This is a genomic window from Caballeronia sp. AZ7_KS35 (assembly GCF_023631045.1).
Taxonomy (GTDB): domain Bacteria; phylum Pseudomonadota; class Gammaproteobacteria; order Burkholderiales; family Burkholderiaceae; genus Caballeronia; species Caballeronia zhejiangensis.
The window spans coordinates 147,781-161,464 of the sequence record NZ_JALQDV010000039.1; the positions used below are offsets into that span (position 1 = coordinate 147,781).

The following is a 13,684-nucleotide window of genomic DNA, read 5'->3' on the forward strand; positions in this document are numbered from 1 at the left end:
TTCAAACGGCTTCCGTTGCCTGCACCGCATCGTGCCCGACCGCGTAGATCGCGACCTGCACGCGGCTCGTGAGATTGAGCTTGCGCAAAATGTTGCGCACGTGGATCTTCACCGTGCTTTCCGCGAGCATCAGCGAGCGCGCGATTTCCTTGTTGCTTGCACCGTGCGACAGTTCGCGCATGATGTCGCGCTCGCGCGTAGTGAGTGGATCGGCGGCGACCGCTGGAGCGGGAACCGGCGCGGCCTTCGGTGCACGCATGCTTGCGATGAGCTTCGCCGTCATGTCGTCCGCGATGACGGGCTGGCCCCCCGCCGCCTTGCGGATCGCGCTTGCGAGCGTCTCCGTTTCGATGCTCTTGAGCAGATAGCCGCACGCGCCATCGCGCAATGCCAATGAAAGTTCGTCGAGATCTTCGGATACGGTCAGCATGACGACCGCCGTTTCCGGTACGTCCTGCACGAGCAACTTGAGCGTTTCGAGGCCGGATAGTCCGGGCATGTTGAGATCGAGCAAAATCACGTCCGGGCGAAATTGCTTGGCGCGCTTGAGACCTTCGAGCCCGTCGGACGCTTCGCCGACGACTTCGAAGTCTGACTGCCGTTGCAGGAGCGCGTGAACGCCTGAGCGAAATAACGCGTGGTCGTCGATCAACAGAATGCGGATGGTCATGACACAACTCGAAGCAACTCTCGAAGCGAGCGCGCGTGACCATATTCAGACAGCCTGACGCGCCGGGGCGGGCAAGACGAGTTCGACGCGCGCCCCGCATGCTGGCGCTCCGGTCAGCCGCAGAATTGCGCCGAGCCTTTGCGCGCGCTCGCGCATGATATGAAAGCCGATATGCGTCTCGCCAAGGACGGCCATCTCCTTTGGATCGTAGCCCTGACCATCATCTTCGACAAGGAGGCTAAAGTCACGACCATTGACGATCGTCACGAAAACGCGCTGAGCTTCCGCGTGTTTGCGAATGTTCGACAGCGCCTCCTGCAAAATGAAAAGCACTTGCAACTGCTGATCCGGCGGCAAGGGCAAGCCGCCTTCCTCCCGATAATCGAGCGATGGCGCAATGCCCGTTTGCATGCCAAAGCGTTCGACGGATTCGTTTACCGCCCGCCTCAGATCGCCGGTGCCGAGCCTGGTGCGGAAATTCATCAGGAGTTCCCGCACGTCGTCGTAGCTTTCCGCCAATCCGCCTGTAAGCATAGGCACGATCTCGCGGATTTCGTCCATGCGTTCTTCGCGCGTGGCCGCATCCAGAAGATGTACCTGCATCTTCATGAAGTTCAGGCTTTGCGCGATGCTGTCATGCAAGCCCTGCGCAACGAGATTTCGCTCCTCCGACACCGCAAGCTGCCGCGCCAATGCCGCAAGCCGTCGGTTCTTGAGCGCTGTGCCGAAGTGCGTGCCGAGTGTTTCGAGCAAGTGCGCTTCGGTTGCGGGAATAGTCCGCTCGCCGCCGAAGTGCAGCGAGAACGCGCCGAGCTTCTCGCCTTGCGAAACGATGCTGAACGCCGCGACGCTCGCGAAACCCGCGCGTTGGCATGAACGCTGCGCGCATGCGCAGGCGTCTGCGGCGAAGCAACTTTCATCCTGAAGCAGCGCGGCCGGCAATCCTTCCGAGCCGATCAGACGCACTTGACCATCTTCGGTGAAGAGACGAACCGCCGCGCCGTCGGCGTCGAATTGACGCATGAGGCGTGCAAGAAAGCCTCGGCACAGCGCATCGACGTCATTCGGCTGATTCACGAACGCCGCCATTTCATAAAGGGCCGTCAGTTCGCGGTTCTGCGCGGCCAGCTCGGCGGTCTTCGCTTCGACCCGGCCCGCAAGGTCGCGATAGAGCGTCTGCAATTCCGCGGCCATGCGATTGAAGCCCGCGGCAAGATGTCCGAACTCGTCCTGCGTTTCGACGGGCAGACGCGCATCGAACTCGCGTGCCTCGATGCGCGCAAGCCCGTCCTGCAAGCGCTGAACGGGCACGACGATCCACAAGAAGAGCAAATAGACGATCGCCGCGGTGCCGATACACGCCATCGCCGCAAGCGCCATCTGCGACGTGCGCAGCCACGCGGTCTTGCGTGCGTTCTCCCGCTCGATCAAGCCGACGAGGTCGTCGGCGCCAGTGACGAAAGTGCGCAATTGCAGCAGATAGCGCGCCACCGCCTGTGGGTCTGCGCTCGCCATGCCCTCGCGAACATCGGGTTCGAGTCGCGAATGCCACGCGTTCGCGACGTGATCGAACTGTCGGCGCACATCGACATCGTCTGGAAGGAAGAGCGGGCGCGCTGGATCGCCTTTACGCAGGCGGTCGAGCGTTGCGTTCATCTGCTCGATCTGCAGTTGCAGCAACGGCGATGGCGCCTTTTCACCCTTCAATAGCGCAATCGCGACTGCGTTCGCGCGCATGCGCAGGCTGCCTGCGTCGTTGATCGCGGCGCCTGCACCCTGCAGTTGCCATGAGAGCCAGAGTGTCCCGCCGATCATCGCGAGCACGAGAACCAGCGACACCATCGACAGCGTGACGATGCGTGTGGTTAGACGTTCGCGAAACGACGACAGGAACATGCTTCTCGATCAAGGGAATCAGCGGCTGCGGACCAATTGCCAGGCCCGTCCAAGATAGCCGAGCGAAGCGAAGCCGCTCCACACATGCACGAGACGCGTGAACGGGAATATCACGAAGAGACTCATGCCCATGAACAAATGTATACGGAAGAGCAGCGGCGCATCTGCGACATAGTGCGCGGCATCGGCTCTGAACGTGAAGATGTGCTGGGCCCAGGTCATGAGCCGCACCATCATCGAGCCGTCCATGTGACCGGCCGATACGCCAATCGTCGATAGACCCAGGAGCAGCGTGATCAAGATCCACAGCAACAACACGCGGTCGCCGACTTTCGTCACGGCGGACAGGCGCGCGCTCGTCAAGCGTCGATGCAGCAGGATCAGCAAGCCTGCGAGGCATAACGTGCCCATTACACCCCCAGCGATCATTGCGAATACCTGCTTGACGCTATGCTCGACGCCGAGCGCGTCCCATACGGCGACCGGCGTGAGCAGGCCGACGAGATGCCCGAAGAACAGCCCGAGAATCCCGACGTGAAACAAGATGTTGCCAAGTCTGAGATTGCCGCGATCGACGAGTTGGGTGCTATCCGCCTTCCACGAATATTGCTCGCGTTCGAAACGCACGAAGCTGCCGAAGAGAAAGATGCTGGCGGCGATATACGGATAGATACCGAAAAAGAAGGAGTTGAGCATGTTCATCGTGCGTCCTTTGCGGCAAGAGCGGCCGCGCCGGCAGTCATTGCGCCGCGCGGATGAAAGCGAATGGTCTGCGTATCCTGGCGCATGTGCGGTGCGAGCAGCGGCTCGACGCCGTCCGCGCCGGGACCGAAGGTTTCGAGCATTTCGTCCATGTCGCGCACGGGCGGCTGCGCGAGCGGACGCGGGTCGACCGTCGCGAGCTCGCGCAACACCGCGAAAACCGTGGCATACGGGCTCTCATTGCGCGCGAGACGTTCACCGATGGCATCGAGCACATGAATGGCGTCATTGAGCAGCGACTGCGCGCGGGCCGGCTCGATCGCGCCCAGCGCTTCGAGAAAAAGCGGCACGTAGTCGGGCAATTCGTTCGTTTCGATATCGAGGCCGAGACCGCGATACTCGTCGAGCAGATCGACCATCGCCTGACCGCGATCGCGGCTTTCGCCATGAACGTGTTCGAACAGATGCAGCGAATGCGACGGATTGCGGTCGAACGTGGCCACGTATGTAAGTTGCACTTCGATCAGCGGACGCTTCAGCGACGCGATGAGCGGTGCAAGGCGCGTTTGGGCCTGCGGCCAGTCGTGCAACGCGGCTTCGATTTCTGGCAGCGCGTCAAGAAGCGCGGGCTCGGGATAATCGAGCAGCGCGGAAAGTATGGAATATAGCGACATGTGTGATCCTCGGTCAGCCTTCCTGCAGTGCCTTCTTGCGCGACTTCGGCAACGCCGCGTAACTTACTTCGCCGTGCGTTCGCGATCCGAAAAGCGATCCGTCCGATACCCCCGATGATCCGCAATTGCCGAACGAGAAACCGCAACTGCCCTTTTCGTCAAAGCTGTCCTGCGCCATTTCCTTGTGCGACGACGGCACGACGAAACGGTCTTCGTAGTTGGCGATCGCCATCAATTGATACATCTCTTCCACTTGCGACGCGGTGAGGCCGACATCGTTCAGCACGGCGTCATCGTTCACGTTGTTCACGTTCTGCGCACGCTTGAACGCGCGCATCGCGAGCATGCGGTTCAGCGCGGAGACGATCGGCGCCTCATCGCCGGCGGTGAGCAGGTTCGCGAGATAGCGCATGGGAATGCGCAAGCTCTTCACGTCCGGAATCACGCCGTTCATGCCCATGTGACCGGCATCCGCGGCCGACTGGATCGGAGAGAGCGGCGGCACGTACCAGACCATAGGCAGCGTGCGGTATTCCGGATGCAACGGGAACGCGACCTTCCACTCGCACGCCATGCGATACACCGGCGAGCGCTTCGCCGCGTCGAGCCAGCTTTGCGCGATGCCCTGACGGAGCGCTTCGGCCTGAACTTGCGGGTCGTGCGGATCGAGGAACAGATCGAGTTGCGACTGATAGAGATCCGTCGTCGCTTCGACCGACGCAGCCTCGGCAATGCGGTCCGCGTCGTACAGCATCACGCCGAGATAGCGGATACGGCCTACGCAGGTTTCCGAGCACACCGTCGGCTCACCCGCTTCGATACGCGGATAACAGAACACGCACTTCTCGGCCTTGCCCGACTTCCAGTTGAAATACATCTTCTTGTACGGGCAACCGGACACGCACATGCGCCAGCCGCGGCACTTGTCCTGATCGACGAGCACGATGCCATCGTCTTCGCGCTTGTACACCGAACCCGACGGGCACGACGCCACGCATGCCGGATTCAGGCAGTGCTCGCACAGTCGCGGCAGATACATCATGAAGGTGTTCTCGAATGTCGAGTACATCTCCTTCTGCACGTTTTCGAACAGAGCGTCGCGTCCGCGCGAATCGAATTCGCCGCCGAGATCGTCTTCCCAGTTCGGGCCCCAATGGATCTTGTCCATCTTCTTGCCCGTGATCGCGGACACCGGGCGCGCCGTGGGCGGCGTTTCCGAAAGCGGCGCGTTCTGCAGGCGCTCGTAGTCGTATGTAAACGGCTCGTAGTAGTCGTCGATGGCAGGCAGATTCGGATTCGCGAAAAGGTTCGCGAGCACTTTCAGCTTGGGCCCTTGGCGCGGCTCGAGGCGTCCGTCGCTTTTGCGAATCCAGCCGCCGTTCCACTTCTCCTGGTTCTCCCACTGCTTCGGATAGCCGATGCCCGGCTTCGTCTCGACGTTGTTGAACCACGCGTACTCGACGCCATCGCGCGATGTCCACACGTTCTTGCACGTCACCGAACACGTATGGCAGCCGATGCACTTGTCCAGATTCAGGACCATCGCCACCTGGGCGCGGATCTTCATGATGCTGCTCCTTCCTTCAGCGGGCCTTCGAGCCAGTCGACTTTCTTCATCTTGCGCACGATCACGTATTCGTCGCGGTTGCTGCCCACGGTGCCGTAATAGTTGAAACCGTAAGCCTGTTGCGCATATCCGCCGATCATGTGCGTCGGCTTGAGCACTGTGCGCGTGACCGAGTTATGGATACCGCCGCGCATGCCGCTCGTCTCCGCGCCCGGCACATTGATGATCTTTTCCTGCGCGTGATACATGAGGCACATTCCGCGCGGCACCCGCTGACTGACGACGACGCGCGCCGTCAGCGTGCCGTTCACGTTGAACACTTCGACCCAGTCGTTGTCCCTGAGACCGGCTTCCTTTGCTTCCGCTTCCGAGACCCACACATGCGGGCCACCGCGCGACAGCGTGAGCATGCGCAGGTTGTCCGTGTACGTCGAGTGAATGCCCCATTTCTGGTGCGGCGTGATCCAGTTCAGCACCAGTTCGTGCTCGCCGTTAGGCTTTGCACCGAGCATCGGCGCAATGGTTTTCGTGTCGATCGCGGGCTTGTAGACGCACGAGCCCTCGCCGAAATCGAGCATCCAGCGGTGATCCTGATAGAACTGCTGACGCCCCGTGAGCGTGCGCCATGGAATCAGTTCGTGAACGTTCGTGTAGCCCGCGTTGTAGCTGACTTCTTCCGACTCGAGCCCGGACCATGTGGGCGCGGAAATGATCTTGCGCGGTTGCGCCTGAACGTCGCGGAAACGGATCTTGTCGTGCTCGCGGCCGAGCGCGAGGTGCGAATGATCGCGTCCCGTGATCTTCGAGAGCGCTTCCCACGCCTTCACCGCGACGTGGCCGTTCGTTTCAGGCGCAAACGTGAGAATCATCTCTGCGGCGTCGATGGCCGTCTCGAGACGCGGACGTCCCTTGCTCTGACCGGATAGATTCCCGAGCTCTTCGACTTCGTACGCTGTATTCCAGTTGATGCCCTTGCCGCCGTTCCCTAGTTTCTCCAGCAGCGGACCGACCGACGTGAACTTCTCGTAGATCGCGGTGTAGTCGCGCTCGACGACCGTCATCGAGGGCGCGGTCTTGCCCGGGATCAGGTCACATTCGCCGCGACGCCAGTCCTTCGGCTCGAACGCCTGGCCAAGTTCGCCCGGCGTGTCGTGCATGAGCGGCGTACAGACGAGGTCCGTGCGCGTGCCGAGATGCTTTCCGCCGATTTCCGCAAACTTCTTCGCGATGGTCTTATAAATTTCCCAGTCGCTCTTGCTTTCCCATAACGGTTGCACCGCTTCTGACAACGGATGGATGAACGGATGCATGTCCGACGTGTTGAGGTCGTTCTTCTCATAGAACGTCGCGCTCGGCAGCACGATGTCGCCATAGAGGCAAGTCGTGCTCATACGGAAATCGAGCACGGTCAGCAGATCGAGTTTGCCTTCCGCCGCGTCGCGCACGTTCACTTCGCCGGGTTTGATCGCGTCGGTTTCATCGCCGAAGAGCGCGTTCTGCGTACCGAGAAGATACTTCAGGAAGTATTCGTGTCCCTTGCCGGAGCTGCCCAGAATATTCGACCGCCACACGAACATGTTGCGCGGGAAGTTCGCCGGATTGTCGGGGTCGTCGCATGCGAAATCGAGCTTGCCCGACTTGAGTTGCTCCACCGTGTATTCAATCGGATCGCGACCCGCGCGCTTCGCGGCGTCGACGATATCGAGCGGATTCGCACCGAGTTGCGGCGCCGAGGGCAACCAGCCCATGCGCTCGGACTTCGCGTTCATGTCAAGCATCGAGAGATTCTCGTAACGCGACTTGTCGGCGGTCGGCCCGAGAATTTCGTCGACGGCGACTTTCTCGTGACGCCATTGGCTCGTATGGTTATAGAAGAACGACGTGCCGTTCATCTGGCGCGGCGGACGCGACCAGTCGAGTGCGAACGCGAGCGGCGCCCAGCCGAATTGCGGACGGAGCTTTTCCTGGCCGACGTAATGCGCCCAGCCGCCACCGCTCTTGCCGACACAGCCGCACATCATCAGAAGGTTGATGATGCCGCGATAAATCATGTCGTTGTGATACCAGTGATTCAGCGCTGCGCCGACGATCACCATGCTCTTGCCTTGCGTACGGTCCGCATTGTCGGCGAACTCACGCGCCACCTGGATCACGAGATGGCGTGGCACGGTCGTGTGCTTTTCCTGCCATGCGGGCGTGTACGGGGTGTCGTCGTCATAGGACGTCGCAACGTTCGCGCCACCGAGGCCCTGATCCACGCCGTAGTTCGCCATCTGCAAGTCGTACACGGTCGCAACGCGCGCGCCCGTGCCGTCTGCGAGCGTGATGCGCTTCACCGGCACGCGACGCGCGAGCAGTGCGTCATGCTCCGCGCCGAAGTATGGGAAGCTCACCTCTGCAATCTCGTCATGAGCGTCGATCAGCGACAGGCACGGATCGATGTCGCGACCCGAACCGCCGTCCTTCTGTTCGAGGTTCCAACGGCCGACTTTCGCGCCGTCGTTGTGATTCGCCTCGCCCCAGCGGAACCCGATCGTGCCGTTCGGCGCGACGATCTTGCCGCTCGTCTCGTCGATGACGAGCGTCTTCCATTGCGGATTGTTCGCTTCGTCGAGATCGTTCTGCAGTTGCGATGCGCGCAGGAAATGATCGGGCACGAGCGTGCCTTCGTGTTCGCGCAGCACGACGAGCATCGGCATGTCGGTATAGCGCTTCACGTAGTCACGAAAGTACGCTGACTTGCCGCTCGCGTGGAATTCCTTCAGCACGACGTGGCCCATCGCCATGGCGAGCGCGGCGTCCGTGCCCTGCTTCGGCGCGAGCCAGATGTCGCCGAACTTCACCATTTCGCCGTAATCCGACGACACCGCGACCGTCTTCGTGCCCTTGTAGCGCACTTCGGTGTAGAAGTGCGCGTCGGGCGTGCGCGTCTGCGGCACGTTCGAGCCCCAAACCATCAGGTACGTGGAGTTGTACCAGTCGGCGGATTCGGGCACGTCGGTCTGCTCGCCCCAGATTTGCGGCGATGCGGGCGGCAGATCACAGTACCAGTCGTAGAACGACAGGCATGCGCCGCCGATCAGGCTCAGATAGCGCGCGCCGGCCGCATAGGAAACCATCGACATCGCTGGAATCGGCGAGAAACCGATCACGCGGTCAGGCCCGTACTTGCCAATGGTGTACGCATTCGCCGCCGCGATGATCTCGCTCGCGGTGTCCCAGTCGGCGCGCACGAAACCGCCGAGGCCGCGCACGCTCTTGTAGCGCTTTGCCTTCACGGGGTCTTCGCAAATGGACGCCCACGCCGCGACCGGATCGAGCGTCTTGCGCGCTTCGCGCCACATTTCGATGAGACGGCCGCGAACCATCGGATGCTTCACGCGCTGCGCGGAATACACGTACCAGCTATACGACGCGCCGCGCGGACACCCGCGCGGTTCGTGATTCGGCAAATCGGGGCGAGTGCGCGGATAATCCGTCTGCTGCGTTTCCCACGTGATCAGGCCGTTCTTCACGTAGACCTTCCACGAGCACGAGCCCGTGCAGTTCACGCCATGCGTGGAGCGCACGATCTTGTCGTGCTGCCAGCGGCTGCGATAGCCGTTTTCCCATTTGCGGTCTTCGTTCACGACCGCGCCATGTCCATTCGAGAACGTGGACTTGATGCGCGACATGAACTTCAGCCGATCCAGAAAGTGACTCATCCGTTTCTCCGGGCGTGGCGGCCATGCGCCGCCATGAATACGTTGATTCGAGTGTAGGGACGCGATCGCCGCGCGCCCATTCCCCGAAAGGAGGCGTCGACGCGCATCAGACGGACTAGTGCGCGTACTCCTTTCGGACTAGGTCTATCTCCGCGCACGCGGACGAACTTGAGGCCCGACTACGCGCCCCGCGTGCCGGAGGGTTCAGCAAGGCATGTCCGCATTGCGGCGTGCGTAGCAGAACCACGTCACCGCCGCGCACAGCGCATAGAAGGCGATGAAGCACCAGAGCGCGGTGTCGGGCGAGCCGGTCATGCTCATCGACGTGCCAAAGCTGCGCGGAATGAAGAAGCCGCCGTACGCGCCGATTGCACCGGCAAAGCCGAGCACCGCCGCCGATTCTTTTCCCGCTTCGTGCAGCGCCTGCTTTTTCGCCGAGTCGGATTCGCCTTCGGCTTCGCGCTGCTTCTGCGTCAGGAAGATCACGGGGATCATGCGGAAGGTCGAGCCGTTGCCGATGCCCGTCAGCGCGAACAGTGCGATGAACATCGCGAGGAAGCCGGCGAAGTTGCCGCTCGCGCCGTCGTGCGGCAGAAACGCCATCACGCCGAACACCGCCGCGATCATCGCGATGAAGGTCCACAGCGTCACGCGCGCGCCGCCGAGGCGATCCGAGATCCAGCCGCCGACCGGCCGCGTGAGCGCGCCAGCGAGCGGCCCGAGGAACGCGTAAGCAGTGGGATTGACCGATGGGAACTCAGCCTTCGTCAGCAACGCGAGGCCCGCCGAAAAGCCGATGAACGAACCGAACGTGCCGATGTACAACAGGCACATGAGCCAGTTGTGCTTGCGCCGGAATATGACGGCCTGTTCGGCGAACGAGGCTTTTGCATCGGCGATGTCGTTCATCCCGAACCAGGCCGCGAGCGCCGAGATGACGATGAACGGCACCCAGATGAAGCCCGCATTCTGCAGCCAGATGCTGTGCTCGACGCCGTTCACGTCGTAGGACTGGCCTGCGCCCGCGAATGCGCCGAACACGCTCGCCGAGATCACGAGCGGCGTCACGAACTGAACGATCGACACGCCCAGATTGCCGATGCCCGCGTTCATGCCCGTCGCGAAACCCTTCTTCGCCTTCGGGAAAAAGAAGCTGATGTTCGCCATCGACGAACTGAAATTCGCGCCGCCGAGGCCGCACAGCAACGCCAGAACGAGCAGCGTCGGATAGCCCGTCGACGGATCGCGCAGCGCCAAGCCCATGCCGAGCGCTGGAATCAGAAGACTCGCGGTGGAGAACGCTGTAAAGCGGCGTCCGCCGAATATCGGCACGAGAAACGAGTAGAAGATGCGCAGCGTCGCGCCAGAAAGCGGAGGCAACGCGGTGAGCCAGAACAACTGGTCCTTCGTGAAGTGAAAACCACCCTTATCGAGATTGACAACGACGACGCTCCATAGCGACCACACGGCGAACGCCAGCGCGAGCGCGGGAATCGAGATCCAGAGGTTGCGGCGGGCGACCGATTCGCCCGTTGCGCGCCAGAAGGCGGCGTTCTCGGGATCCCAGCGAGTGAGCAGATAGCGTGAAGACATGGTTAGTGCTTGGGTTGAAACGTGAAGTGCATGCAGATGAGACTGACCGCGGTCGCGCCGAACATCAGCATGAAACAGGTGGTACGCACGCCGGTGAGGTCGACGAGCAAACCAAAGAGAATCGGCAACAGGAAGCCGGCAAGTCCGCCCGCGAGGCCGACGATGCCCGACACGGCGCCGATGTTCGTCGAGAACTCGTCCGACACGAACTTGAACACCGACGCCTTGCCGACCGCCATCGCAACGCCGACGACAAACATGAGCACCGTATAGGCGACCGGTCCCATTTCGATGTGGAACGTGCGCGGGCCGTCTTTCGCGTGGACGACGAAATCCGTCACCGGATAGCTCAGCAGGAAGAAGCACGCGAGCGCGACCCACATGACGATCCAGGTCGTGCGATACGCGCCGAAGCGGTCCGACATCCAGCCGCCGAGCGCGCGCAGCACGCCGCCCGGCAACGAGAAGCAAGCGGCGAGAAACGCGGCCTGTTCGATGCCGAAGCCGTACTGATTCACGTAGTACTGCGGCATCCACAATGCGAGGCCGACGTAGCCGCCGAACACGACCGAGTAGTACTGCGCGTAACGGAGCACGCGCCGGTCTTTCAGCACGGTCATCTGCGCGGCGAAACTCTGCGTGCTGGCGCTGCGATGCGCGGGATTGGACGCCGACACGAACCAGAAGACGATCGCGGTGAAGAGCATCGCGACGGAATAGACCTTCGGCACGATCGTCCATGTGCCCGCCGCGAGAATCAGCACGGGCGCGACGAACTTGGTCAGCGCCGCACCCGAATTGCCCGCGCCGAAGATGCCCATCGCGAGGCCTTGACGCGACTTCGGGAACCAGCGCGCGACATACGGCGTGCCGACTGAAAACGACGCGCCCGCGACGCCGACGAACAAGCCGAGCACGAGGAATTGCCACAGTTCCGTGGCATAGCCGATCAGCCAGATTGGCACGATAGTGACTGCCATCGTGCAGAAAAAGACGATGCGGCCGCCGAAACGGTCGGTCCAGATGCCGAGCGGCACGCGCAGCAACGAACCCGTGAGCACCGGCGTCGCGGCGATGAGGCCGAACTCGGTATCGGTGAGATGAAGCTGCTTTTTGAGAGGGATGCCGAGAATGGCGAAGACCATCCAGATGGCGAAGCAGATCGTGAATGCGAAGGTGCTTGCGCCGAGCACGCGCCAGGCGCGCGTGTCGGTCGATGCTTTTGTAGCGAGGGTTGATTCGACGACGCTCATCGTCCTTTCCTTGTCGTTGTAACTTTCCCGACAAGGGTAAGGAGCGTCGCGCGAGACGCCTATCCGCCGTGCGGATGCGGCGGCGGTGTGCCGCTAGCTCATGCGGCGTAGTCCGGACGGAGTAGTGCCTGTCGCGTCACGCGTTCTGCGATGCCAGCGCGATGCAACTCGCCGGATCGATCGAAAAATGGATGGTCTCCCGGACCGGCGTTTTGTGCGATGGATGCACACGCGCGAGCACGATCTCTCCGCCGATCATGAAATCGGTCGTGCCGAAGCTCGAAACGCATCCTGTCGCGTAGCTTTGCGTCGAGGTTCGAGAGCGGTTCGAACACCATGCCGGACTTGCGGCGATTCGGCGGCACAAAGGTCTCGTCGCGCGCCGAGAAAACGGTCACGCCGTTCACCGAAATCGATCCGCCGACCGGACGTTCCAGCCCGGCAATGGAGCGCAGCGTCGTCTTGCCGCAACCGCTCGGGCCGAGCCGCGTGGAACGCGATATGGCTGCTTTCATCGCGTCGAATGTCAGTTCCAAGCGTGGCGCCCGGCGAGCGCGCCTTTTTTTAACCACCGCATCGTCAAAGAGTGTCAACCGACGGTGTAACGGTCAACGCCGGACGCAAAACACCGTTATCCGCAATGACGAATTGCCGCTTCGCCTCGTGCAATTTGAGATAGAGCGATGTTCAGCAGATTCGAACTCGCTGCTTCCGCCGCCGCTGGCTTTTGCCGGCGTCGCATCCGCCAAACAATCCGATCAACACCACCAGCGCGGCATGGCAAAAGTGCGCCACTTCGCCTCTTTGCCGGCACCGAAGCTCAAAGAAGTCCAAATGATTAGCTCTGTCCAATCGCGCCGCCTGTCGTGCGCAGCATGTCTTGCCGTCGTCTTCAGCTTCGTTCTTGGCGGATGCGCCAGTCGAACGCTCGAGCAGACCGCGACCAAGCCAGCTTCGCAAACCGACGCTGCCGCTGCCCCGGCGGCACCTGCCGGCTTCTACCGCGTCACAGGCGCGGACACCCTCGCTTCGATCGCAGCCGCCTACGGTCGCGACCCGAACGCGATTGCCGCCTGGAACGGGCTTTCCGCCAGCACTCCACTGACGAACGGCCAACTGCTGCGGGTCGGTCCGCCATCGGCATCGGTTGCCGGCTCGGACGATTCCACGCAGCGGAGTGTGAACGCAACACGCTGCCGATCCGATTCCTTGTCCTGGCCGATAAAGGGCCCAATCCTGAAGCGCTTCCGCGTGGACGGGGTCCGGGGCGTTGTCATCGGTGGCGCAGCGGGAGACACGATCCGTGCGGCGAAAGGAGGACGCGTGGTGTATGCGGGTAACGAGATCGCGGGCTACGGCAGCCTCGTAATACTGAAACATGACAGTCGCTACCTGACTGCCTATGGCCATATCCAAAACGTTCTGACCAAGGAAGGGGCCGACGTAACGAAGGGGCAAGCCATCGCGACGATGGGCGCTCAAACGAATGGTCAGCCATCGCTGCTTTTCGAGGTGAGACGGGATCGTCAGCCAGTCGATCCCCTGCCCTACCTTTCCGACTGCGCTTCGTGATCCGTCGAACGTCAGGTCAGGTTACTTGCTCTCGAACAAAGCGATATGCACCG

At 61.8% G+C, this 13,684-nt stretch carries 10 protein-coding genes; 1 reads left to right on the forward strand and 9 read right to left on the reverse strand.

All coding sequences use genetic code 11. The annotated features are described in order from the left end of the window. Position 1 precedes the first annotated feature (1 nt). The 9 genes from NCT05_RS24805 to NCT05_RS37260 all read right to left on the reverse strand — a co-directional run bounded on the left by NCT05_RS24805 (position 2) and on the right by NCT05_RS37260 (position 12,514). The gene (locus tag NCT05_RS24805) at positions 2-670 is read right to left on the reverse strand and encodes a response regulator (RefSeq protein WP_175982649.1); all 669 of its coding nucleotides are present in this window, start codon (positions 668-670) and stop codon (positions 2-4) included. A gap of 45 nt (positions 671-715) precedes the next feature. Further along, positions 716-2,566 carry a type IV pili methyl-accepting chemotaxis transducer N-terminal domain-containing protein gene (locus NCT05_RS24810; protein ID WP_250503394.1) on the reverse strand — a complete coding sequence of 617 codons (1,851 nt, stop codon included), beginning with the start codon at positions 2,564-2,566 and terminating at the stop codon, positions 716-718. A gap of 18 nt (positions 2,567-2,584) precedes the next feature. After that, complete coding sequence (gene narI, locus NCT05_RS24815; protein WP_008349085.1) at positions 2,585-3,268, reverse strand: respiratory nitrate reductase subunit gamma; 684 nt, start codon at positions 3,266-3,268, stop codon at positions 2,585-2,587. Continuing rightward, positions 3,265-3,942 carry a nitrate reductase molybdenum cofactor assembly chaperone gene (narJ, locus tag NCT05_RS24820; RefSeq protein WP_250503395.1) on the reverse strand — a complete coding sequence of 226 codons (678 nt, stop codon included), beginning with the start codon at positions 3,940-3,942 and terminating at the stop codon, positions 3,265-3,267. Before narJ ends, narI begins: the two co-directional genes overlap by 4 nt. A gap of 13 nt (positions 3,943-3,955) precedes the next feature. Then, positions 3,956-5,509 carry a nitrate reductase subunit beta gene (gene narH, locus NCT05_RS24825; RefSeq protein ID WP_250458177.1) on the reverse strand — a complete coding sequence of 518 codons (1,554 nt, stop codon included), beginning with the start codon at positions 5,507-5,509 and terminating at the stop codon, positions 3,956-3,958. After that, positions 5,506-9,213 carry a nitrate reductase subunit alpha gene (locus NCT05_RS24830; protein ID WP_250503396.1) on the reverse strand — a complete coding sequence of 1,236 codons (3,708 nt, stop codon included), beginning with the start codon at positions 9,211-9,213 and terminating at the stop codon, positions 5,506-5,508. The genes narH and NCT05_RS24830 overlap by 4 nt, the downstream gene beginning before the upstream one ends. A 204-nt stretch (positions 9,214-9,417) precedes the next feature. Beyond that, complete coding sequence (locus NCT05_RS24835; protein WP_034472401.1) at positions 9,418-10,806, reverse strand: NarK family nitrate/nitrite MFS transporter; 1,389 nt, start codon at positions 10,804-10,806, stop codon at positions 9,418-9,420. Between the two features lie 2 nt (positions 10,807-10,808). Then, positions 10,809-12,059 carry an MFS transporter gene (locus tag NCT05_RS24840; RefSeq protein WP_250503397.1) on the reverse strand — a complete coding sequence of 417 codons (1,251 nt, stop codon included), beginning with the start codon at positions 12,057-12,059 and terminating at the stop codon, positions 10,809-10,811. 98 nt (positions 12,060-12,157) lie between these two features. After that, the gene (locus NCT05_RS37260; RefSeq protein WP_350029570.1) at positions 12,158-12,514 is read right to left on the reverse strand and encodes a hypothetical protein; all 357 of its coding nucleotides are present in this window, start codon (positions 12,512-12,514) and stop codon (positions 12,158-12,160) included. Here NCT05_RS37260 and NCT05_RS37265 point away from each other — a divergent pair. After that, entirely contained in the window at positions 12,396-13,631 is a 1,236-nt protein-coding gene (locus NCT05_RS37265; RefSeq protein ID WP_502800896.1) for a peptidoglycan DD-metalloendopeptidase family protein, read from the forward strand. The genes NCT05_RS37260 and NCT05_RS37265 overlap by 119 nt on opposite strands. Positions 13,632-13,684: the final 53 nt, after the last annotated feature.

What these genes read in the sequence shown, in the direction of transcription:
- narI (WP_008349085.1), bottom strand. Translation starts at nt 3,268, where the DNA reads ATGAACATGCTCAACTCCTTCTTTTTCGGTATCTATCCGTATATCGCC.
- NCT05_RS37265 (WP_502800896.1), top strand. Translation starts at nt 12,396, where the DNA reads ATGCCGGACTTGCGGCGATTCGGCGGCACAAAGGTCTCGTCGCGCGCC.
- NCT05_RS24810 (WP_250503394.1), bottom strand. Translation starts at nt 2,566, where the DNA reads ATGTTCCTGTCGTCGTTTCGCGAACGTCTAACCACACGCATCGTCACG.
- narJ (WP_250503395.1), bottom strand. Translation starts at nt 3,942, where the DNA reads ATGTCGCTATATTCCATACTTTCCGCGCTGCTCGATTATCCCGAGCCC.
- NCT05_RS24830 (WP_250503396.1), bottom strand. Translation starts at nt 9,213, where the DNA reads ATGAGTCACTTTCTGGATCGGCTGAAGTTCATGTCGCGCATCAAGTCC.
- narH (WP_250458177.1), bottom strand. Translation starts at nt 5,509, where the DNA reads ATGAAGATCCGCGCCCAGGTGGCGATGGTCCTGAATCTGGACAAGTGC.
- NCT05_RS24805 (WP_175982649.1), bottom strand. Translation starts at nt 670, where the DNA reads ATGACCATCCGCATTCTGTTGATCGACGACCACGCGTTATTTCGCTCA.
- NCT05_RS24840 (WP_250503397.1), bottom strand. Translation starts at nt 12,059, where the DNA reads ATGAGCGTCGTCGAATCAACCCTCGCTACAAAAGCATCGACCGACACG.
- NCT05_RS24835 (WP_034472401.1), bottom strand. Translation starts at nt 10,806, where the DNA reads ATGTCTTCACGCTATCTGCTCACTCGCTGGGATCCCGAGAACGCCGCC.